This is a genomic window from Aeropyrum camini SY1 = JCM 12091, from assembly GCF_000591035.1.
Classification (GTDB): Archaea; Thermoproteota; Thermoprotei_A; order Sulfolobales; family Acidilobaceae; genus Aeropyrum; species Aeropyrum camini.
This window is the reverse complement of sequence record NC_022521.1, coordinates 966876-986126: the sequence shown is the minus strand read 5'-3', so window position 1 is coordinate 986126 and position 19251 is coordinate 966876. Positions and strand designations below refer to the sequence as shown.

At 57.2% G+C, this 19251-nt stretch carries 19 protein-coding genes and 1 tRNA gene; 12 read left to right on the top strand and 8 right to left on the bottom strand.

Going from position 1 to position 19251, the window contains the following annotated elements; all coding sequences use genetic code 11:
• Positions 1-28: 28 nt before the first annotated feature.
• From ACAM_RS05190 to ACAM_RS05180, 3 genes are all read right to left on the bottom strand, one after another.
• Positions 29-895: a carbohydrate ABC transporter permease gene (locus ACAM_RS05190; RefSeq protein ID WP_022541766.1), complete on the bottom strand. Its 867-nt coding sequence runs from the start codon at positions 893-895 to the stop codon at positions 29-31.
• A 140-nt stretch (positions 896-1035) separates the two neighbouring features.
• Positions 1036-2460, bottom strand: a complete 1425-nt coding sequence (locus ACAM_RS05185) for an ABC transporter substrate-binding protein (RefSeq protein WP_022541765.1) — start codon at positions 2458-2460, stop codon at positions 1036-1038.
• Between the two features lie 180 nt (positions 2461-2640).
• Positions 2641-2862, bottom strand: coding sequence for a TFIIB-type zinc ribbon-containing protein (locus tag ACAM_RS05180; protein WP_148706440.1), 222 nt, complete (start codon positions 2860-2862; stop codon positions 2641-2643).
• A gap of 148 nt (positions 2863-3010) precedes the next feature.
• On the opposite strand from ACAM_RS05180, the gene yciH reads away from it, so the two are divergent.
• The 6 genes from yciH to acnA all read left to right on the top strand — a co-directional run bounded on the left by yciH (position 3011) and on the right by acnA (position 10468).
• Positions 3011-3313, top strand: a complete 303-nt coding sequence (yciH, locus tag ACAM_RS05175) for a stress response translation initiation inhibitor YciH (RefSeq protein ID WP_062662138.1) — start codon at positions 3011-3013, stop codon at positions 3311-3313.
• Positions 3314-3575: 262 nt separating this feature from the next.
• The gene (locus tag ACAM_RS05170) at positions 3576-4154 is read left to right on the top strand and encodes a DUF1122 family protein (RefSeq protein ID WP_022541763.1); all 579 of its coding nucleotides are present in this window, start codon (positions 3576-3578) and stop codon (positions 4152-4154) included.
• A gap of 93 nt (positions 4155-4247) precedes the next feature.
• Complete coding sequence (locus ACAM_RS05165) at positions 4248-4574, top strand: hypothetical protein (RefSeq protein ID WP_022541762.1); 327 nt, start codon at positions 4248-4250, stop codon at positions 4572-4574.
• Positions 4575-4736: 162 nt separating this feature from the next.
• Positions 4737-6383, top strand: coding sequence for a cbb3-type cytochrome c oxidase subunit I (locus ACAM_RS05160; protein ID WP_022541761.1), 1647 nt, complete (start codon positions 4737-4739; stop codon positions 6381-6383).
• Between the two features lie 160 nt (positions 6384-6543).
• Positions 6544-7704 carry an NAD(P)/FAD-dependent oxidoreductase gene (locus tag ACAM_RS05155; RefSeq protein ID WP_232502335.1) on the top strand — a complete coding sequence of 387 codons (1161 nt, stop codon included), beginning with the start codon at positions 6544-6546 and terminating at the stop codon, positions 7702-7704.
• Between the two features lie 52 nt (positions 7705-7756).
• A complete protein-coding gene (gene acnA / locus ACAM_RS05150) occupies positions 7757-10468 on the top strand; it encodes an aconitate hydratase AcnA (protein WP_022541759.1) in 2712 nt (903 codons plus the stop codon).
• Between the two features lie 25 nt (positions 10469-10493).
• On the opposite strand, the gene ACAM_RS05145 is transcribed toward acnA, so the two are convergent.
• From ACAM_RS05145 to ACAM_RS08355, 3 genes are all read right to left on the bottom strand, one after another.
• The gene (locus tag ACAM_RS05145) at positions 10494-10928 is read right to left on the bottom strand and encodes a hypothetical protein (RefSeq protein WP_022541758.1); all 435 of its coding nucleotides are present in this window, start codon (positions 10926-10928) and stop codon (positions 10494-10496) included.
• 19 nt (positions 10929-10947) lie between these two features.
• Positions 10948-11024 (bottom strand) — tRNA-Met (locus ACAM_RS05140).
• A gap of 66 nt (positions 11025-11090) precedes the next feature.
• Positions 11091-11255: a hypothetical protein gene (locus ACAM_RS08355; RefSeq protein WP_022541757.1), complete on the bottom strand. Its 165-nt coding sequence runs from the start codon at positions 11253-11255 to the stop codon at positions 11091-11093.
• Positions 11256-11319: 64 nt separating this feature from the next.
• Here ACAM_RS08355 and ACAM_RS05135 point away from each other — a divergent pair, with 64 nt between their 5' ends.
• From ACAM_RS05135 to ACAM_RS05110, 6 genes are all read left to right on the top strand, one after another.
• Positions 11320-12603 (top strand): BPG-independent phosphoglycerate mutase family protein, encoded by a 1284-nt coding sequence (locus tag ACAM_RS05135; RefSeq protein WP_022541756.1) that lies wholly within the window; start codon positions 11320-11322, stop codon positions 12601-12603.
• A gap of 36 nt (positions 12604-12639) precedes the next feature.
• Complete coding sequence (locus tag ACAM_RS05130) at positions 12640-13677, top strand: cation transporter (RefSeq protein ID WP_022541755.1); 1038 nt, start codon at positions 12640-12642, stop codon at positions 13675-13677.
• 404 nt (positions 13678-14081) lie between these two features.
• Positions 14082-14504: a hypothetical protein gene (locus tag ACAM_RS05125; RefSeq protein WP_022541754.1), complete on the top strand. Its 423-nt coding sequence runs from the start codon at positions 14082-14084 to the stop codon at positions 14502-14504.
• 66 nt (positions 14505-14570) lie between these two features.
• Positions 14571-16526 carry a ribosome rescue protein RqcH gene (gene rqcH / locus ACAM_RS05120; protein WP_022541753.1) on the top strand — a complete coding sequence of 652 codons (1956 nt, stop codon included), beginning with the start codon at positions 14571-14573 and terminating at the stop codon, positions 16524-16526.
• Positions 16527-16653: 127 nt separating this feature from the next.
• Entirely contained in the window at positions 16654-17343 is a 690-nt protein-coding gene (locus tag ACAM_RS05115; protein WP_022541752.1) for a hypothetical protein, read from the top strand.
• Positions 17306-18115, top strand: coding sequence for a hypothetical protein (locus tag ACAM_RS05110; protein WP_022541751.1), 810 nt, complete (start codon positions 17306-17308; stop codon positions 18113-18115). The genes ACAM_RS05115 and ACAM_RS05110 overlap by 38 nt, the downstream gene beginning before the upstream one ends.
• Here the strand turns inward: ACAM_RS05110 and ACAM_RS05105 are convergent.
• Together ACAM_RS05105 and ACAM_RS05100 are read right to left on the bottom strand one after the other, a co-directional pair.
• Positions 18112-18402, bottom strand: a complete 291-nt coding sequence (locus ACAM_RS05105; RefSeq protein WP_022541750.1) for a hypothetical protein — start codon at positions 18400-18402, stop codon at positions 18112-18114. The genes ACAM_RS05110 and ACAM_RS05105 overlap by 4 nt on opposite strands.
• On the bottom strand, positions 18365-19168 hold the full coding sequence (locus ACAM_RS05100) for an HAD-IIA family hydrolase (RefSeq protein ID WP_022541749.1): 804 nt from the start codon (positions 19166-19168) through the stop codon (positions 18365-18367). Before ACAM_RS05100 ends, ACAM_RS05105 begins: the two co-directional genes overlap by 38 nt.
• Between the last annotated feature and the right edge of the window lie 83 nt (positions 19169-19251).

Sequence of the window (19251 nt, the reverse complement as noted above, 5' to 3'; positions counted from 1 at the left end):
CCACGCAGGAGCCGAGATCAAGGCGCTCTCACCTCAGAAGGGTCTCCCTGAACACCCTGATGTAGATAAGGCCTATGGAGGCGGATAGCAGGGCTATCACTATCGCGTAGAGCGCAGCCACATCATACTTGTGAAGCTCAACTATACTGTAGTATGCCTCCCCCGCCAGCACCGGTATATCCCTGCCGGCCAGTATCCAGACCACCGCGAAAACCTGGAAGGCGAAGAGCGTCCTTATCAGGAGGGCGGCCTGCAGGCTAGGCTTTATCATGGGGATAAGTATGTGCCTCAGCTTTACGTAGAAGCTGGCGCCGAAAACCTCCGCCGCCTCGAAGACCTCCCTGTTTATAAGCTGTGCCCCGGCGAAGAGTATCACGAAGACGATGGCCGTGGACCTCCACACCTCCGCCAGGTAGACAGCCAGGAAAGTGAGCCACCTGTTCTCATAGCCGAAGAATATTATCGGCTCGCTGATGAGGCCGAGGTTGAGGAGCAACTTGTTGAGGAAACCCTTGCCCGTCAGCATAGAATACCATATCAGCCCCGCTGCCAGGTCGCTAAGAGCCAGCGGCATGACGAGGACATAAATCACAGCATCCCTCCCCCTGAACCGCTTGAACAGAAGTATGACGGCGGTCAAGGCTAGGAGGGTCTCCGTGGGTATGACGAGGATGGCCAGGAGGAAAGTGTACTTTAGGGCGCTCCAGAACTCGGACAGGGGGCTGTAGAGGAGGAAGTCTACAGCATCGAAAGACAGACTCCCGTTTTTGACGAATGCTATCCTGAAGGAGTCTACTATGGGGTAGGCTATGAATACTGTTAGGTATAGTATTGTAGGCGACAGGAGGAGCCACGCCTTAACCCTACTATCCTGGAGAAGGCTGAACAGCGGCACGGCTCACCCTCTCGCTAAACCCACCGTGTAATATTCTGGGAGATGGGGCTAAAACACCGTTGCATAGGACTTTGCATAGGGAGGTAAAAAACAGTGTCTAGCCGGGTAGGGATTATCAGAGCTGACGGCTTGGGGGCTCGCTACTCGTCTGGCGGCGGCAGGCTAGCCCCGGCCTGCTGGAACAGGCTTAGCAAATACTGCTTCAGCTCTGGCAGCACCTGCTGGGGATCCTTACCTTCTAGCACTATAGCCTTGAAGGCCTCCCTGTAGGTGTTGCTGAAGTCTCCTCCCTTCTCGCCCAGGCTGGGTATCAATGCCACCAGCGAGTCTGGCGTGTTCAGCTGGTTACCCACTCCCTGTGCGAGTATCTTAAGCGGGCCTTCAGGCAGCTTTTCGGCCACGCCGCTAACCGCGGGGAAGAAGCCGACCTTCTCCAGTATAAGACGCTGCACATCGGGCCTCGTGAGATACTCTATGAGCTTCCAGGCTGCTTCCTGGTGTGGAGCGTTCTTGGGTATGGCGAGGCCTACTATGACCAGTATGTAGCCCCTACCCTTTGGGCCTGCCGGGGCGGGCACCACCACGAACTGATCAGGCTTCTGGACTATAGCGTCCTTTATCCTGGCGGTGTGATCCCAGGCTATGAGGACCTCGCCGTTGAGGAGGGGAGCAGCCATCGCCTCGTATACCGTGCTCTGCGGGTGCACGTAGTTCCACAGCTCCTTAAGGTAGTTCCACATCTGGACGGCCTCGGGGGAGTCGAAGTTCTTAACCTGGGCCCCCGTGAAGCTTGGGTAGAGGTAGCCGTGGAGGAACCTGTGGAAGAGCCCTTTAGGCCCTGCTGGGAATCCAAGGGGCTTCTGGCCCGTGGCCGCCTCTATGTTCTTAGCCCACTCAAGCAGCGCGTCGTAGGTCCACTTCTCGCTGCCCGTCATAACGTCCTCCTCTGTCAGGCCCGGAGGGAGGTACTTGAATGCCTCCTTGTTAACGACGAAGACGTAAGTAGCGGTTAGCCAGGGCACGTAGGCCTTTATACCGTAGAGCCTGCTATAGTCCTCCAGAACCTGTGGGAACTCCCTCCCCTCTAGGGATCCGAACTTGCTGAGGTCCTCGAGCCACCCCTTGCTGGCGTAGAGGTCTAGGCCACCGTGGAGGTCGGCTATGAGGCTTATAGTAACCTTACCACTCTCTATCTCGCTCTGGAGCCTGACATTCAGGTCGCCATAGCTCATGCCTATGAACTCGACATCAATCCCGGTCTCCTGGGTGAAGGGCGGGAGTAGCTCCTCCTTCACGAACTGCTGCTCGGTGGGCGGAACAAGCTGGGTGCTAGCCCATATAAGGGTGACCTTCTCGGTCGTGGTCTCTGTGGCAGCCGGCGATGTAGTCTCCGTAGCCGTCCCCGCTTCTCCGGTGGCCTCAGGCGATGTAGTAGTCTCGGCCCCTCCCTGCGAGTAGAAGTAGTAGCCCAGCGCCAGCAGGATTATGACGACTACAATAGCAGCCCCGACCAGGAGGTATCGCGACGTAGCCTCACCCCTCCTAAAGGACCTCCTGGAGGACACCTCCTATACACCTCTGGGATCTCCGCACTACAAGAGGTCCTGGAACTGGTGCTCATGATACGCTAGATTAGCCGCGAAACTTTAAATTAATGCCGTTATCCCCGGTAAGTACACCGAGTTAAACGGTGTTATAGAATTCGGCCGTGTAAAACCTGCGAGGGCCGGGCTCTCAAGGAGGTGTTAGACGGCGTAGACTCTCTTGGGCTTAACCTTCCCCCCCGCTCCCCGCGGCTTTACGAAGATCCTGCTGCTGCACCTCTGGCATACATAGCCCAGGCCAGCCTGGATCAGCTCGTCTATAGTATATTGGGCACCGCACCGTATACACACATAAACAACCTGCCCCTGCCGCGGCTCCTCCTCTACAAGCTCCTCTTCAACACCCCAAATGTCCTCGGCCACGCCACCCAACCCCATGGGGCAATACTTCTCCAGGCCCTATTAAAGCCTAAGAGTTCGGCTGCTGAGACCCTCTACCCTCCTAGTAAACGCTTTAAGCCTCCACCTCAGCACTATATAACGCAATTGGAGGCGGGTCAGCAAGGCCATGATGGACGAGTCTCTATGTGGAGGTCTCCCTCCGGAGATCTGCGAGCAGCTATCCGTAGAGGAGCAGATCATAAAGATAAGGCTGGAGAAAAGGCGGTTCGGAAGGGAGGTAACTATCATAGAAGGCATAAACGAGAAGGAGTTCAACCTTAAAAAACTGGCTTCAACCCTCAAGAGCAGACTCGCAACAGGAGGCACGGCTAAGAACGGGCGCATAGAGCTCCAAGGGGACCATAGGCATAGGGTGAAGAAGATACTCGTCGAGCTGGGCTTCCCAGAGGAGAATATAACGATAATAGACTAGCCAACTATACGGCAGCACTCATCAACGCAGTGAACTAAAAGTGTTTTCCCCAGGGTATCGAGGCCAGCTTCCTAGCGGCGGTTTAGACGTCATCATATCAATCCTAGATAATTGTATAAAACCAACCAGGGGTTTCGCCGTGGAGACGGGGGGGAAGTCGCCGGGGGTTCCTGCATGGTGCTCCCCCGGGATAGCCGGGTTTCTCGATGCCTTATACTCCGGGGTCAATATCAGTGTGGGCAGCGGAACAGGTGGCGGCTCTGTGAGGCTAAGGGCGTCCATATCCCAAGGCAGGTTCTCGGGAGAGTTCTTTCTAGCTGTTAGAGTTGAGGGCGGCGGCGGGCTTCTTGAACTATGTAACTCTCTAGCTTTCTGCGGAAGAGGCTTCTATAGGCCTTGGATAGAGATCTACAACGTATCGCCCAGCCTCCCCACTATAGGCTTCTCGTCTACAGCGGGCTCTCCTGTTGAGGCGGTGCTTCTAGACCTGGCGGCCGAGGCTCTGGGGCCTGCTGAGCCCCTTTACGTCGAGTATGCTTGGGATAGCGAGACGCTCTACCAGATCCAGCGGGGTGCTCCAGCCCCGGCGTCTAGGCTGGGCTTCGAGCTGTGGAGGAGGGGGTTCCGGTGGTTCAAGGTCTGGTACCATCCGGAGGGGTTTATGGAGGGTGGGGAGAAGATCCAGGCGGAGAAGCCGCTCGGCCGGGATCATGAGGAGAGGCTGGTGGGAGAGGTTAGGAGGGAGTTGGAAGGGTTCGTCAGGATGTGGAGGGGTTCGAGCAACGAATTTATGGCGAGGGCTGTTGAAAGGGCTCTGGCTATTTTAGATGGGCTTCGCTGATGTCGCCAATAAATGTTTTTAGAGAGTGCTTCTACAATGGAACTTTTAATAGTTTCAAAACCTACATAATAGTATATTTCCTGGGGTGGGATTATGGCTGAGACTGCTAAGATATTGGCATACCTGGGAGGAGTATTCGCAATCATAGCAGGGCTTGTAAGCCTCGCGACCGCAGTACCACTCGGGAGCCACCTGCTGGAGGCTGTAGGGGTCATTGACGAACCGATTATTTCAGGAGCTGTAGTCAGGCTGCTGGGAGTAATAGGGATAATAGGCGGAGTTGCTGCAGCCTATTTCGCCAGGGAGGAGAACGGCCAGTATGTCATAGCAGGCGGCGTACTAGGGCTGCTAGCGCCGTGCATACTCTCTATACTGGCAATAGTAGGAGGCTACATGATGCTTAAGAAAAGCGGCAGTTGAAGAAGCGGCTGGGCATGACAGCCCGTTATGATAGATATATTTTAGATAAATATTTTATAATGTAAATTCAAACCTCTTCCACCTGCAACACTATATTTTATCCTATCAAAAGAAACTCCATTGAGGAGGCGAGACCGAACTTAATGAATCGGGGTGTTGTTTGTGCCTGGCGAGAGAGTCTCCTACGAGGCCGAGGACAGGTTTACTAAGATCACAATGCTTGTAGCCTTCTTGATGCTCCCCTTAGGTGGCCTGTTCGGGATCCTACAGCTGTTTAAGAGGACACCGGGCTTCCCCGACCCGGTAAGCGACTCCACATACTACACTGTCCTCACCGGACACGGAGTAGTCCTGGCTATAGTGTTTACTACCTTCTTCATAATGGGCATATCAGCTTTCGTAGTATCGAGAGAGCTCAAGACCAACTTCAGCAGGCTAGCACTAAACCTCTCCCTAGGTCTGGCACTGCTGGGCACTGTACTTGCGGCAGTAGCCATACTCTCGGGGCAGGCAAAGGTCCTCTACACCTTCTACCCGCCCCTCAGGGCCAACCCCCTCTTCTACATAGGGGCGGCACTCCTCATAGTGGGCTCCTGGGTATTCATGGTAGACCTCTTTCGCCTCGTGCTGAGGTTTAGGAGGGAAAACCCCGACCTTAAGATCCCCGTGGCGACTTACGGCATCCTCACTGCCTGGGTTATATGGCTTGTGGCAACACCGCCTGTAGCCCTCGAGGTCCTCCTACTCCTAGTCCCCATGTCCCTCTTCGGTATGGAGGTGGATGTGCTCCTCGCCCGAACCCTGTTCTGGTGGTTCGGTCACCCACTGGTTTACTTCTGGCTGCTTCCAGCTGTGGCTCTATGGTACTACGCCATACCTAGGGTGCTGGGAGTTCCGCTTTTCAGCGAGACCATGGCCAAGGTGGCGTATATACTGTACATGATAGCCTCTACACCCGTCGGCCTCCACCACCAGTTCGTAGACCCGGGCATAGGACCGTTCTTCAAGCTAGTTCACACGCTAACAACGTTCGTGGTAGCAACGCCTAGCATGCTAACCGCCTTCAACATACTCGCCACCCTAGAGAGGGCTGGCAGGATGAGGGGCGGCAGGGGCCTAGTAGGCTGGGTATTCAAGCTGCCCTGGGGCAGCCTAGCTTTCTCAGGGCTGATGCTCCCAATAGTGCTGTTTGCGAACGGCGGCATAACTGGGGTGATAAACGCGAGCTTCCAGCTCAACACAGTTGTCCACAACACCACGTGGATCGTCGGGCACTTCCACACCACCGTGGGCGGGGCCTCCGCACTCACGTTCATAGCCGCTATGCTACTGCTGGCTAGGGAGATGATGAACAGGGAGATAGTGGCGCCTTGGCTTGCTGTGGCGGCCTTCTACATGTGGACCGTTGGCCAGTACCTGTTTAGCATAGGCTACTACGTGGCAGGAGTCATGGGGGCTCCACGAAGAACCTCGGAGCTACTATATGGAGGCCTGGCACCCGCAGAGTGGGCTCCATGGCTACAGCTGGGCGCCATAGGCGGTATGACATTCTGGATAGCCGGAGTGATACTCGTGGGCCTTATAGCTGCGACCCTACTATTCGGCAAGAAGACAGCCGTCCCCAAGGATGAGAGGGTGTTGGCCTTCGACAGCACCACCCCTGATAAGATAGAGAACGGCAAGTATATTCTAGAGGAGGTTAGGTTCTGGATAGTTGTTACAGTAGCTCTAGCGATCCTAGGCTATATAGGCCCGCTCTACGAGATCTTCGCGAGAGGACTTGTGCCCGTGGGGCCCGTACCACCCTGATCCAGCAACTACCTAACAGTGAAGCGGGTTTTTATCCTCCATAGAGGCCAGATCTGTTCTAGGGGCGGTTGCCTGCAAAGCGGGGGCTAAACCCCTCTCAATACAGTTTTCCCCTTATTTGGTTTCCCGGTTTTGATAGGAGTGGCCTGCGTTGGCTAAAGTGGCTGTAGTAGGCGGCGGGTTTGCCGGGCTAGTGTTCGCCAGGGAGCTGGCTTCACTAGGGTTGACAATAGAGCTTTATGAGGAGCACGGTAGAGTCGGGATGCCGGAGCACTGTACCGGCATTGTTTCGGGAAGAACCGTAGACATCATAGGCAGGGAAGCGCGTGAGACGATACTAGACTCTTACAATAGCCTCGAGATACGCTTCCGGGGGAGGACCATAGCTCTGCTGGACGTGGGAGGCGTTTATAGGCTTGACAGGGTTAGGCTCGAGGACCTCCTCCTCGAGTCCCTGAGATCCCTAGGCGGAAGGGTGCTCCTCAGGACGAGGGTTGAGAGCGTTGGCTCCGATGGCGCTGTGAGGACGAACGGCGGTGAGGCCCGTTACGACGCTGTGATACTGGCCGACGGCGTCCACGGGAGTCTTCACAGGAGGCTGGGTATTGGTTATATGGGGAGCCACCACTACGGGCTGAACATACTAGTCCCCGGGGGTGGAGAAAGCGCCATTATGGTAGACTTCAGGCTCGAAGGGGGAGTGGCCTTCTCCTGGGAAGTACCCTCGTCGAGAGGCTTTTCGGTGGCGGGAGCCATGGGCACCCTTGAAGGCGTTAAAAGGTACTATGAGAGCCTCGGGACAAGAGCCCTCAAGGTATACGGCGGCAGAATACCCGCGGGCCCGCCGGCCGAGATGCTTTGGGAGGGGCGGGTTTTTGTAGTGGGGGATGCTGGCGGTCTGGTGAAACCCTTGAGCGGCGGCGGGCTGTACCCCAACGCCAAGGCTGCTAAGCTAGCGGCCAGCTTCATTAGGCGGGGGCTTGACGTGGTGGACGCCCTAGCAGGATCGCTCTCCATAGTGTCAGACGAGCTACGTGCCCAGTACGCTGTGGCTAGGCTAGTTTATGGCACCAGGGTTCTAGAGAGCATCTCCAGGGCCATAGGAGACACACCCCTAAGGCTTAAGCTCGACTATGATACGCACCACCAGCTCCTCCTCTCAACGCTCGCACAGGCTGGACCCCTACCCTCTCTCAAGCTGATAGCGGCTGCCCTAAAGGGCGGTGGTGTAGAGGCCCCCCTCTCCCTCCTAAAGATTCTCTACCACTCTACAGTGTCTACGTACAGGCGGCTAGCCGCATTCACACTCTCCAAAGTGTAAGGCTAATACTCTCCAAGCATAAGTCACCTTAGGGAGGGGGTGCTGCAGCGCCTTGACCCGCAGTGGAGGCTTCGATTTCAAGCCTATAGAGTCTGAGCTGGAGACTCCAGAGGGTAGGGCTAAAATACTGTTGATAAACAGGATCGAGCGCGTGATACCGTCAGACTTCCATTCTCTACCCTACTCGATCCGGGTCCTACTGGAAAACGTTGTGAGACATTACGACGGCTTCGTGGTAAGAGATGAGGATGTAGAGGCGGTGGCTAGGTGGGGTGAATACGCTGGTAGAAAGGACGTTCCATTCCACCCCGTGAGGGTGGTGATGCAGGACTTCACCGGTGTGCCGGCGGTGGTGGACCTAGCCGCAATGAGAGACGCCATGAAACAGTTCGGGGGGGACCCCTCGAAGGTTAACCCTCTCATACCCGTCGACTTGATCATAGACCACAGCATACAGGTCGACTATTACGGAACCGCCGAGGCGTTCAGGCTCAACCTTAAGAGGGAGTATGAGAGGAACAGGGAGAGGTACCAGCTTCTCAAGTGGGCCCAGAAGGCCTTCTCAAACTTCAGGGTCGTCCCGCCCGGTAAGGGGATTATACACCAGGTAAACCTAGAGTACCTGGCTAGGGTGGTGTGGCTGTCCAGGAGGAACGGCACCCTCTACGCACACCCCGACAGCCTGCTAGGGACCGACAGCCACACTACTATGATAAACGGTCTAGGCGTCTTCGGCTGGGGGGTTGGGGGTATAGAGGCTGAGGCCGTGATACTAGGCCAGCCCTACTACATGCTCCTCCCCGAGGTTGTGGGGGTGAGGCTGGTTGGCGAGCTGAGGGAGGGTGTGACCACAACCGACCTTGTCCTCTACATCACGGAGAAGCTTAGGAAGAGGAATGTTGTCGGCAAGTTTGTCGAGTACTTTGGGGAGGGTGTAAAGAAGCTCAGTGTCCCGGACAGGGCGACTATAGCCAACATGGCCCCCGAGTACGGTGCTACTATGGGCTTCTTCCCGGTGGACGAGGCCACTATAGAGTATCTCAGGGGGACAGGCCGGCCTGAGTGGCTGGTCCAGCTTGTCGAGAGGTATGCTAAGGAGACGGGGCTGTGGTACAGTCTGGAGGACCCGGAGCCCAGGTATAGTGACGTAGTCGAGATAGACCTCTCCGACGTGGAGCCGAGTATAAGCGGCCCCAGCCACCCGGAGGACAGGATACCCCTGAGGGAGGCTAAGGAGCGTGTAAGGAAGATAATACTGGAATATCTGGAGAAGAAGGGAAGGGGCCCGGCTATAGTGGAGCTTAAGCTAGGGGACGAGGAGGTCCATCTAACGGATGGTAGCGTAGTCTACGCCGCTCTAACCAGCTGCACCAACACAAGCAACCCTAGCGTCATGATAGCGGCAGCCCTCCTGGCCAGGAACGCCGTCAAGAAGGGACTCAGAACACGGCCTTGGGTCAAGACTAGCAACGCCCCTGGTAGCAGGGTTGTGCCTGAGTACTGGAACAGGCTTGGCCTGATGCCGTACCTGGAGGCCCTGGGATTCCATATAACAGGCTACGGCTGTACAGTCTGCATAGGAAACAGCGGACCCCTGAGGTCCGAGATTGAGGAGGCGATAAGGGAGCATGACCTCTGGGTGGCGACGGTTCTCAGCGGCAACAGAAACTTCTCCGGCAGGATACACCCGCTAGCCAGGGGGAACTTCCTGGCCAGCCCGCCGCTGGTTGTGGCGTACGCCCTCGCTGGCAGGGTAGATATAGACTTCGAGAAGGAGCCCGTGGGCTACGACCCCAACGGAAACCCTGTCTACCTCAGGGACCTCTGGCCCAGCCAGAGGGAGGTTAGGGAGGCTATAGAGAGTGCCCTCGACCCGCAGCTCTTCATCGAAAAGTACAAGGACATAGACAGGGGGGACAGGTTCTGGGAGGAGCTGGAGGCGCCGGAGGGAGAGCTCTACGGCTGGGACCCGAAGAGCACCTACATAAGGAAGCCACCATACTTCGACAACATGCCCCTAGAACCCCAGCCCCCGAAGGATATAAGGGGTGCTAGGGTCCTCGTGTGGGCGCCTGACAGGACGAGCACAGACCACATAAGCCCCGCTGGCAGGATAAGCCCCGATTCCAAGGCAGGCCAGTATCTCATAGAGCAGGGAGTCCTGCCGTCACAGCTCAACACCTGCGGCTCTAGAAGAGGAAACCACGAGGTTATGATGAGGTGTACCTTCGACAACCCGAGATTCAGGAACAGGCTGGTGCCCGACAGGGAGGGAGGCTGGACCATATTCTGGCCGACAGGCGAGGTCATGCACGTGTTCGACGCCGCCATGAAGTACAGGGAGATGGGGATACCGCTCATAGTGCTGGCTGGCAAGCAGTACGGGGTCGGGTCTAGCAGGGACTGGGCGGCGAAAGGCCCAGCACTCCTGGGTGTGAAGGCTGTTATAGCCGAGAGCTACGAGAGGATACATAGGAGCAACCTAGTGGGCATGGGCGTGCTGCCCCTCGAATTCATGCCCGGAGAGAACGCGGAAAAGCTTGGTTTGGACGGCAGCGAGGAGTACGACATAATAGGTATAGAGGAGGGCCTCCACCCCGGCAAGATACTGACGGTGAGGGCTAGGAAGAGCGACGGCCGGGTCATAGAGTTCAAGGTGAAGGCCAGGCTCGACACGCCCATAGAGGTAGAGTACTACAAGCACGGAGGCATACTCCAGTACGTGCTAAGGAAGCTTATAAGGGAGCATGGAAGGGGCAACTAGCATTAAGGGTGGAGGCGGCTGCCTATCACGCCTCGAGAACCTTTTTTGCGATAACCGCCCTAAAACGGGCCTTCCCCTGGAGAGCCTCAACATTCTCCAAATATTCTATGGGGACGGTAAACCATCTAACCCTCCTGGCCAAAGTCTTCGCAACGTAGACTGTGCTACCAACTACAGCCGCGTAGTACCTACCACTCCTCCTAACCTCGATGCAGACCTGGCTGGGAGCCCTGTAGCCCCAAACCTCCCTCTCAGCAACACCAGCCTTTGCTGCATAGTGGAGGAGTGTACGTGCAAGCCTCTTTGGAACGCCGAGGATTCGGGAGGCCGAGTCGGCGGTGACTATCTCAGAACCGCTGCTCCCCTGGGAGAATAGCCAGAGCACTGGGAGTAGCCATGGATAGAGTTTGAGGACCTCGCGGATCCGAGCCTCCCCCTCGCCGCAATCTAACCGGGACATGGCGGCGGGGCCCCGCTGATGGTAGCGGGGGGTGGATTTGAACCACCGACCTCGGGGTTATGAGCCCCGCGGGCTGCCAGGCTACCCTACCCCGCTAGGCTACCCCGCCATATTTATTAGAGTCATAACAGGCCTGGGGCTAATATAGTTTTGAAGAACAGCTTAAAACCCCGCCTTAGAGGGGGAGCGGCACTCAACCCCCTCTATATCCAGGCCGAACCGCTCGGCTAGCGAGCACAGCTCGCTCTCGGGGACAACGCACTTCTGCCCAAGCTCCGTCTCCACTAGGACGAGATTCCCCGTTAGCCTTCTGAGCCTGGCCTTCAACCTGCGGCCCCAGGCGAAGACTTATTGTTCGAGGCTGATATTAAGGGTCTCCGGTGTCGCAGCATTGAAGATACTGTACGTGGTTCTAGACGGGGCCGCCGACTCGCCGAGCTCGCCTCGAAGGACTTTGGAGGAGGCTAACAAGCCGAACATCGACTCCCTCGGTTCTCACGCGGTCTGCGGTATGGTGTACACTGTCAAGCCTGGAGTAGCTCCTCAGAGCGACTACGCCACACTAAGCCTGCTCGGCTATAACCCGGAGGAGTACTATCCGGGCCGAGGACCTCTGGAGGCGTTTGGCGCTGGGATAGAGATGAGGAGGGGTGACGTGGCTTTAAGAGCCAATTTCGCCACGGTCGATCCCGGGACGCTGAGGATAATTGACAGGAGGGTTGGGAGGAGCCTTACATCCCGCGAGGCCAGGGAGCTGGCCTCCGCGGTGGATGGGATGGAGCTGGAGGAGGGCGAGGGGGTGGCGCTCTTCCGGGCTACAATAGGCCATAGAGGCGTTCTAGTCCTCAGGCACAGGAGGAAGCCTCTGAGCGATGCCATATCGAACACCGACCCGGCGTACGAGAGGAGGGGGCGGTTCAGCGTCGCCCTTGAGAAATACGAGCCGTATATAAAGCTGTCCAACCCCCTCTCCACGGACGAGTCAGCAGTGCTGGCGGCCAGAATGCTCAACGAGTTCACCTTGAGAGCTATTGAAGTCCTAGACAACCACCCGGTTAACAAGGCTAGGGAGAGCAGGGGCCTCTTGAAGGCCAACGCCATTCTATCGAGAGACGCTGGTGTCCTCCCCCAGGAGAAGCCTCCCGGCTTCCAGGAGAAGTTCGGGCTCAGGGGGGTGAGTATAGTTGAGATGGTTGTCGAGAGGGGTATAGCCAGGTATATCGGCCTGGAGGACATCCATGTCGAGATTGAAGGTAGGGCTAGGGAGGAGGTCTACAGGGAGGAGGCCGCTAGAGCTGTCGAAGCTCTGGAGACATATGATCTCGTGTACGTGCATCTCAAGGGGCCTGATGAGCCTGGGCACGACGGGAGTTTCGAGGGCAAGCTAAAGGCTGTAGAGGAGATAGATAAGCATTTCTTCGCACCGCTTTTGGACGGGATAAGCTCCAAGGGCCTGGAGCCGGCCTTTGTAATTACATCCGACCATGCAACACCCTGGGATAAAGGAGCCCATAGCGCCGACCCGGTCCCCCTAATGATATCCCACCCGGGCCTACGGGGTAGTGTGGACAGGTTCTCAGAATCTACATGTCTCTCGGGGGGGTTAGGGACTATTATAGGCGGCTATAGAATAATCCCAAAAGCTCTTAGCCTCCTGAAAGACTATGTAGGGTAGCCGGTGGCCTAGGTCCTGCGGGAGGAGAAGGAGGTAGTGGCACCGGGAAACACCGGCGGCCCAGAATCGCCCGGAGAGGGAAAGGCGGGGAGGTCCTCAAACTCAGCTGGTGTTAGGTGGGCTAGGAGGGTACAGGCCCCGAGCGTCTCGGCGCGTAAAATATTGAAGGCTACAAACCTGATAAGATATATCTACGCCTCAGCCCTCGCCTCAGCGGTAATGGCCACGGCCGGAGTCGCGCTATACCTCCTAGTCTTCCCCAGCGGTGTAGTGCTTGTCGAAGCCTTCGTCTGGTTCGTCGAAGCCATAACCTTCCTCAGCCTCGCCGTAGCCTTCAACATAGCGGCTTCACGAACTGTATACTACAAGGCGAGATTCGAGATACTGAGGATAGAGAGCCTCATGGCACTCCACTCGGCGTTGATCGGCGTCGCGATAGTAGTGTTTATAATGGGTAAAGCCGTTTTCTCCAAGGGAAGCGAGCCCACGCCGATAATGCTTGCCCTCTACCCCGGCGTCAGCGGCCTGGTCTCGTATGCTATAGAGAGGTACCTTTTCGGGAAGCTTAGGAGGCTTGAGGTTAGGCTGGTATCGCTGAAGTTCGTTGCGGAGAAGCTAAAGCTTGATGTGCTGCTGGAGGAGGCCGGCGCGGCGGCTATAATAGTGTCCAACCTAACGGGTCTCACTATCTTCGAGACCATAATAGTAGTGGGTGTAGGCCTCTACCTCGTGTACGGCCTGGGCTCAATAGCCCTCAAGAACCTCCTATACCTGGTAGGCCCGGGCCCTGGAGACGAGAGGGAGAGGGTTAGAAGACAGATAGAACTGGTGCTTTCAGACATGGGCTACAAGCCCAGGAGGATAAGGGTGGAGTCCTACGGCACGTTCGCCGAGGCGGAAGTGTGGGTCGAATACCCCGCCCGCGCCACCCTCGACAAGTCGTTTAGAACCTCGGTAGCCATAGCAAGATCGCTTGTGGCAAGGATACCCGAGCTTCTAAGGGCCGTTGTAATAATGGTTCCCGTCAGGAGGACTCTAGTGAGGCGGTACCAGAGGACGGGGCAGAGACGTTAGAATTCTGTTTCCTATGTTGAACCGTGCTTTATCCCTTTGGTAGCGCTTGTATCTTCCCCTTACATGGCCGTTTATCTTGAGCCCTTGTAGTGGGGGGCGGGTTCTCCCAGATTAGCCGAGGGATGCCCGTGCCGCCAATTACACAACTTTAAGCTCCAGTGTAACCGGGATAGCATGGTTTGAGTCGGTGAAAACTACTCAACAATGCCATCACAAGAAACCGTGTAACGCTGTCGGAGGAAGCGGGAAGGGACCGGCGGGCAACAATGGGGGAGAGGCTGTATATGGTGCAGAACATATCAGCGCTGGGCCGCGACGCCCCTGCTTAAACCCCGCTTAAATAAAAATTATTATTGAGGTTTTTATTGAAGCAGTGCCAACACCTCTTACAGGGGGTTCGGGGTATGGAGAAGAGTCTGAGAAGCATTCTGGGTAGGCTCTTCGGTGGAACCAGCGGTAGGAGCCCTCGCCCCGCCGAGCCTGGCCCTGGCTTGCAGCAAGCCGGGCTTCCTGGGAACATAGTTGCTACGCTGAGGAGGGTTGAGGAGGTCCTAGCGTCCACAGAGGTGCCGGGCTTCGACATTGACCTCATAACATCTGGTGTCGTGAAGAGGATAAGGCTCTCCCGCGACGGGTCGAAAGCGGCTATATTCATAGACTACACCGGTAGCGACCCCGGCTGCTACTACTGCAAGTTTATCAACTGGAGTCTTTGGAAGAGGCTCCTAGCCGATGTGGAGGCGAAGATCAAGAGTGTGGGTGTAAAGGAGGTTGTGTTCATAGACTGGGCTACAGGGGCCGTGGTAGAGTATAAGGAGAAGGACTGAGCAGCGAGGGAGCCTGCAAACCGTACTTGAGCCTCCTGTGCTGGAAAAGAGTTCAGGGAGAGAGGTGTGGCTAGGAAGGCTATGAACAGCCTTGACGTGCATGTAGCTGTAAATCTCCTTCACCAAACACTAAGGGGGGCGAGGCTCGACAATATATACTGGCCTCCAGGTAGGAACGGTGTGTTGATGAAGTTCAAGGGGCCGGGTGGCAGTGTAAACGTCATAGCAGAGCCTTCGGTAAGGATTCATGCCACGAGCAGGGCTGCGGTTCTAAGAGAGGTAGTGCCTACAGGGTTCGTGGCTGTTATGAGGAGGAGGGTTAGAGGCTCTAGACTGGAGGGTGTGAGGCAACTTGGCTTTGACAGGCTCGCGGAACTCTCCTTCTCCACGGGCCATAAGCTATACGTGGAGATAATGCCGAGGGGCGCCCTAGTCCTCGTAAATGGCGACGGCGTTGTTGAGGCCACTACGCTAGTGGCCGAGTTTAGAGATAGGGTTTTGAAGCCGAAGGTCCGGTACAGGCCTCCCCCGCTACAGGAGGATAACCCGTTCCTTCTACCCCCCGAGGCGCTGGCGGAGCTCGCGTCAAAGGGGGCTGACGCTGTGAGAGGCCTTATTAGGGGCGCTAGGGTGCCGGGTGAGGCGGCGGAGGAAGCGCTCGACAGGTGTGGAGTGGACTACGCTGCACACCCCTCCAGCCTAGGGGGAGGTGTTTGGGAGTGTGTAGCTGGGGTTCTACAAGACATCTATAGGGAGTCGCTCCAGGGGAGAGGCTATCTATGCAGGGGGGAGAAGGGGCTGGAGGCAAATCCCTTCAGGAGGGAGAGGCTAGAGTGCAGCGAGCACCCCACTTTCCACAGCGCGCTCGACGAACTCTTCACACCCGGAGGCGGCGAGGCTGGAGAGGAGCCTGAGGTGGCGAGGCTACGGAGGAGTATGGAGGAGGCTGTGAAGCTTGCTGAGGAGTACAGGCGTAGGGCTGGCGAGCTGAGGAGGGCTGCCGAGGCTGTAGCATCCTCGTATCAGCAGGTGGATGAGGCGCTCCGCAGGGCTGTTAGGGGCGAGGCGCTCCCCCCGGTGGCTGAGGTTAGAGGGAACAAGGTAATCTTGGAGCTAGGCGGTATTAGAGTTGAGGCTACCCGGGGTGAGGATGCGGGGAGGCTGATACTGAGGCTCTACCGGGAGGCGGGCGAGCTTGAGGCGAAAGCTGAAAGGGCTGAAAAGGCCTTTGCCGAGGCTAGGTCTAGGCTGGAGGAGGCTGTTAGGAGGGCTAGGCTCAGGCGTCTCAGGAGGATCTTAGAGAGCCGGAGGAGGTTCTGGTTCGAGAAGTACCATTGGACTATAACGAGGGGAGGGTTCTTGGCAATAGGGGGTAGGGATGCTGGTCAGAATGAGAGTGTGGTAAAGAGATATCTAGGGCACGAGGATATATTCCTCCACGCCGACATACACGGAGCCCCCGCCACAGTACTGCTCACGAGAAGGCTCATGCCAGGCGAGGAGGACATATATGACGCGGCGGTTCTGGCAGCAGCGTACAGCAAGGCCTGGAAGGCGGGGGCTGGAGGTGTAAGCGTCTACTGGGTCTATGGGAGGCAGGTGTCTAAAACCCCTCCATCCGGCGAGTATCTGGCCCGCGGCGCGTTCATGGTCTACGGCAAGAGAAACTATATACACCACGTACCCCTTAGGCTAGCCCTCGGAGTAGCCATGCACAGGGATCTCCCCCAAATAGTAGTAGGCAGCGAGGACGCGGTGTCTAGATATGCCATAGCCTACGCTATACTACTGCCCGGGGATATGAGTGTGGGAGAGGCGGCGGAGAAGCTGAGAGCTACCCTCTCCAGGATCGTCTCGAGGGCTGTGGGCGAGGAGGCGGCTCTCAAGGTAGAGGCCTTACCGTCGGGGGAGATCGAGGCAAGACTCCCCGGGAGATCCAGGATAGCTGGGGCCAGGGCTGGCAGTGGCGATGCACGGCTTTTCGAGGAAGCCCTGAAAAGATACGCCTCTTCAGAGGCCTAAGTGCGGCGGAACAATGGTTAAACCCTAGGAGACCACAACAAATCTAACTAGGGGGGTGTAGGCTCTAGTAAAGGGCTGCCTAGAGCCTCCGCCGGGCACCCCAAAGGGGCTTGGGTGTGGAGGGGCTTTGGTGGAGATAACGGGGGAGACTCTAGCTAACGCTCTGCTAGTGCTTATACTGGCGGCGCTTCCCAGCGTAGCCTGGTTCTTCCAGGTTAGGAAGAAGATGATAAGGCGGCAGGCGGGTCTGGTCAGGGTTTTCGAGCAGGTTATAGGCCCCCGGGACCAGAGGTATGTGGTGCACGGGTATCTAGTCGGGTTCACTGCGGAATACTGGGTCAACAGAGGGCCTATAAAGAAGGTTTATATAACGTATACGACACCCCCATACCACGCCTTCTTCTACCTACCCATCATTATGCTGTTCAGGAGGCGCGAGAAGCTTGAGGTTGCAGTGGAGGTTAGGGACTCGCTGGGTGTCAAGGGCGAGGCACACATATACAGGCGGGGCGGTATAGATGTTGTCCAGCTTGTGTATAAGGATGTTAAACAGAGCCCCCTGAGGAGAAAGCTGAGGAGGCTTAAGCTGCCGGATCTAGGTGCCGAGGCCTACGCCACTGAGGGGGAGGCTTTGGACTTAGCTAGGGAGCTTTGGAGGAGGCTCTCCCGTCTCGGGTCGGTGTTCCGGGTCTCCGTGGTGCCCGGCAGGAGGCTTGTACTGGCGGTAACGTCCCCCAGGCCCGATTCCTTTGGAGCGGTGGTGGAGGAGGTGTTGTCAGTTGTCCGGGCGACAGCGGAGGAGGCAAGGCAGGTTTGAGGGGTTCGAGGCTTTCAGGCTATCGCGCCTCCTCTGCAAGCTCTCACGCTGCTCAAGCCTAAGGCTCGCCAGCGATCTTGGGGATGAGACGGAGCCTGTCTTGGAGGGGGGTGTGGGCGGGGGCGGCATAAGCGGCCAGCATGCCGCCGTCTTCATGGCGGAGAGCGTATATAGGGCGAGGCGTGGTGGAGACTGTTGCAGGGTGTTCGACGAGGTCTCGAGGGTTATAGTGAGTATGCTGCCGGAGGATGAGCTGGAGGGGATTGCTAGGAGGCCTCTCGAGCCCCTAATATCGGGTGTGGCGAGAGGCTATCAAGGGAATGTATATGGGCTTGCCGGGCTCCTCTCCTCCATCTGGCGGTACGTCAGGAAGCCCAGCCTAGGTAGTCTAGTTGACCTAGCTGGCGCGATTCTGAGGGAGGCTTCTAGACCCTGCAGTCTGAACCCCGTGTTGGAGGACGAGATAAGGAGGTACGAGTCTAGGATGAAAGCTTATGGAGTAGGCCTCGCCCTCCTAATCCCCGCATACATCGTAGCCCCGGTATTCTTCGGGCCGCTAAGCTTCGTCCCGCTGGGCATGGCTACTGCAGCGCTATGGTGGGTTATGAGGAGGGATGGGGCTAGGTTCTACCTCCTCAACGTGGAGCGTGGATGGAGTGCCTGCCGGCTCAGCAGCGAGGATCTTGAGGAGATAGTCCTAGGCGCCTCACCCATCAGCAGGGCCTACAAGGATCTGCTGGGTATGGATGTGAGGAGGATGTTCAGGTCCTAGCCGCACGTAAGCTCAACAACGCTCCATCCGTCCTCCCTTCTGTAGGACCTGATCCTCAGCCCAAGCCTGGAGGCTTGGAGGCTCAAATGGACCTTCCAATCCTCCAGGCCGCACTCCCCCTCGCACTCCTCCCTGACATAAACACGGGCAACACCGCCTGTGACCTCGAGCACAGCCTCAAGCTGAGGGTTTGACTCGGCTAGCCCGCTGACCAGGGCCACCGCCCTCTCCTCGAGACCGCAGCCCCCGCTACCCTCCCCTGCAGAATTCCCCGAGGCTCCTGGCAACCTTAACCCCCTCACCCGCCATTCTAGCGGCCTCCTCCACGCCTACGATCCTGTACATTCCTGTTAGCACAAGCAGGGAGTCTACACCCCAGAGCCTTGCGAACTCGACGTCAGTATCTATCCTGTCACCCACGACAACCGCTTTCCCCGGCCTGTATAGTGTTTGTAGGACCTCGACCAGGCCTCTGGAGGGTTTCCCAGCGACGACTGCTGGCCTCACGCCGGTGGCCTTCTCGAGGAGGGCTACTATAGAGCCCGCGCCGGGTATAAGGCCCTTGGGCGTGGGCAGGGCGTGGTCGAGGTTTGTGGCTACGAAGAGGCTCCCGTCGTGTATGGCGGAGGCGGCTCTAGCCAGCTTCCCGTAGGTGAGGTTCCTGTCGAGCCCCACAACAACAGCATCCACATCGACATCGTCGCCGGAGCTGGCCACGGTATGGCCCTCCAAAACAAGCTCCTCGACAAGCCCCTCCTCCCCGACTACCATCGCTGTTGAGGGGCCCCTCTCCTTCTTCAGCAGGACAGCCGCGCTGTAGGCGCTGGTGACTATCCTCTCCGGGGGTATATTAAGCCCTATACTCCTCAGCATTGACGCGTAGACTCTCCTGCTGCGGGTGGAGTTGTTCGTCAAGACCACAAGTCTCCCTTCAGAGGCTAGTCTCCTCAGCACCGCTAGATTATCCTCTATAGGCTCTCCCCCAATCCATATAACGCCGTCTAGATCGGCGAACACTATATCGTAGCCGTCCAGTCCAGGGCAGCCCTGCAACCCTCCAACCCCGCCTGAGATACTCGGATGGCGGAGGTGATTTAGCTTGGGTTTTACAACTTATTAGGGACGGGTTTTCGAAG

Bases quoted from the DNA above. Each gene is read 5' to 3' on its own strand.
- ACAM_RS05145 (WP_022541758.1), bottom strand. From the start codon at position 10,928: ATGTCCCGGTTAGATTGCGGCGAGGGGGAGGCTCGGATCCGCGAGGTC.
- yciH (WP_062662138.1), top strand. From the start codon at position 3,011: ATGGACGAGTCTCTATGTGGAGGTCTCCCTCCGGAGATCTGCGAGCAG.
- ACAM_RS05125 (WP_022541754.1), top strand. From the start codon at position 14,082: ATGGAGAAGAGTCTGAGAAGCATTCTGGGTAGGCTCTTCGGTGGAACC.
- ACAM_RS05165 (WP_022541762.1), top strand. From the start codon at position 4,248: ATGGCTGAGACTGCTAAGATATTGGCATACCTGGGAGGAGTATTCGCA.